This is a genomic window from Rhodopseudomonas sp. BR0C11, from assembly GCF_010820945.1.
GTDB lineage: Bacteria > Pseudomonadota > Alphaproteobacteria > Rhizobiales > Xanthobacteraceae > Rhodopseudomonas > Rhodopseudomonas palustris_H.
Map to the genome: position 1 here is coordinate 1 of NZ_QTKI01000571.1, position 2,284 is coordinate 2,284.

The following is a 2,284-nucleotide window of genomic DNA, read 5'->3' on the forward strand; positions in this document are numbered from 1 at the left end:
GTCCACGACAGTATCGAGCGGCGCGGTCAGCTCATAGACATAGCTGACGTCGGTGAAGTAGCGCTTCGACGTGCCGCCGAGCGCTTCGGGTGCCACGCGGTCGAGCAGGATAATGCCGAACTCGCTGTCCGGGCGCCGGGTCGCCGCACTGGTGTTGAACTCTTCCCAGCGGAAATGAAATGTTGCGTCCTTGGCTTCTCCGGTGACGGTCCAGCTCGCGACCACCCGCGGGTGCTTGCCGACCACGGCCAAGCCCTCATCGGAATGCGACGCCAGCTCGAAGAACAGCAGAGACAGGCTCTGTGCCGCCCGCGCGCTGACTGCGATATCGGGACCGTCGACCTCGATGCGGTCGGCATGCGGGATTGCCCGTCCTTCGAACAGGCCCTTGAGCATCACGCCCTGCCACTGGCTGTCGCTGAGCAGCGACACGACGTTGGACATTGCATGAATCCGGCCGATCAGCAGCTCGCGAGCGACGTCGAGATCGGAGCCGTGACGCAATGTCCTGGTCACGATCGACTGGATCACCGCCAGAATATTCTTCACCCGGTGGTTGAGCTCGTCGATCACCGCAGTCAAGCGGCGCTCGAAACCAATCCGCATCTGGATTTCGCGTCGCAGCCGGATGTTGCTGTAGCTGACGTAGCCGAACAGCCCGCAGACGATCAGCGTCAGCGCCAGACCGGCAAGCCCGATGATCAGCGCCATTTTCTGAGCGCGGTCATAGGGATCGATCTTCGGGTAATAGGCCAGCGACCAATCCCGATTACCGAAGGTCACGGTGCGAACGATGATCGGATTGGCTCCTTCGGGATGAGCCACCCGCGAGGTGATCTCGCCGCTCTCGTCGGCGAGCAGTTCATAACCCTCGCGACTCGGATCCTTCAGCACCACCGAGAACAACGACAGATCGTCGTTGGTGAGCATCAGCGTGGCGAGCTTATAGGAGAAGGTGACGAAGCCGACGATGTCCGAGCTGTCGGTGTTCATCACCGGCGCCGCCAGAACGACACCGACCGGACCACTGCCCGTTAGCGGCACCGGGTCGGAGACGTGCGGCTGGCCCTCGGCCAGGGCCTGCGCAAAGGTACGGCCGAGCACCGGGTCATGATCCAGCATCCGGCCGGTCAGCGCCATCGTCTCGGCGTTTCGCGGCTCGACATCCATCACGACGTCGAGCGGCACCGGGCTGCTCAGATCGAGCGGCTTGCCATCATAGTCGCGCACGGTCGGATCGGGAAAACCCGCCTTGGTCAGTTCGGCCTCGGCGGCCGGCACTTCCTCGGGCTTCAGCCGTGCCACCCAGGTCGCCAGCACGAAATCGGTCTTGAAGGTGTAGATCGACGACCGCAGCGGCTGCAGCATGTCGGCCTTGATCACCGAGGGCTTGCGAAACAGGCCTGAAGCGACCCGACCGAGCAGTTCGCGCTCGGTGAGGCGATCCTGAACCTGGCTGGCATGAACGTCGATGGCCCGTCCGAGCGCGATGCGCTGGATCGCCGCTTCCTGCTCATAGACGCGGGATGCGGAAAAGCCTGACAGCACCACCCCGATGATAGCGATCAAGCCGATGATGAAGCCAAGCCGAACCACGCTCTTACTCGTTGTCCGAGGCGGAGCGTCCGCCTCACCTATTCAACGTATCGAAACCGGCCCCACCATGAAGAAGCGTCGACCTGAGCGCAACTGAACGATCCTGGAGGACGGTCGGTGGGGCACGAATTCCAAGAGCGGTTCAACCACGCCCGGCCTGATTTCGTTCCCGTCCCAACGATCACGAAGTTGGTACTGCAGCGCACGAGGAGATACCGCAGGTAGCTGCGCCGGCGGAGGCTCAGGCCGACTGCCGCGGCGTCAGGCCCCCCTTCTCTTCAATAAAGCCGATAATGCGATCGAGTCCGTCGCTCTTCTTCAGATTGGTCATGACGAACGGCCGCGCGCCGCGCATTCGCTTGGCATCGGTATCCATCTTCTCCAACGACGCACCGACATAGGGTGCCAGATCGATCTTATTGATCACCAGGAGGTCGGACCGGGTGATACCTGGGCCGCCTTTGGAGGGGATTTTGTCTCCTGCGGCGACGTCGATCACATAAATGGTGATGTCGGCGAGTTCGGGCGAGAATGTCGCGGCCAGGTTGTCGCCGCCGGACTCGATCAGCACCAGATCGAGCCCCGGAAACTTGCTGCGCATCTCGGCCACGGCGGCGAGATTCATCGACGCATCCTCGCGGATGGCGGTATGCGGGCAGCCACCGGTCTCCACCCCGGCGATGCGGTC

Annotated in this window: 2 protein-coding genes; both read right to left on the reverse strand. The window is 62.8% G+C overall.

Annotation, left to right across the window (positions count from 1 at the left end; translation table 11 throughout):
- The coding region (locus DYI24_RS25230) for a CHASE domain-containing protein (RefSeq protein ID WP_164574266.1) at positions 1-1,596 on the reverse strand (1,596 nt) is incomplete at its 3' end.
- 241 nt (positions 1,597-1,837) lie between these two features.
- On the reverse strand, positions 1,838-2,284 hold a 447-nt coding region (ureG, locus tag DYI24_RS25235; protein WP_164574267.1), incomplete at its 5' end, for an urease accessory protein UreG.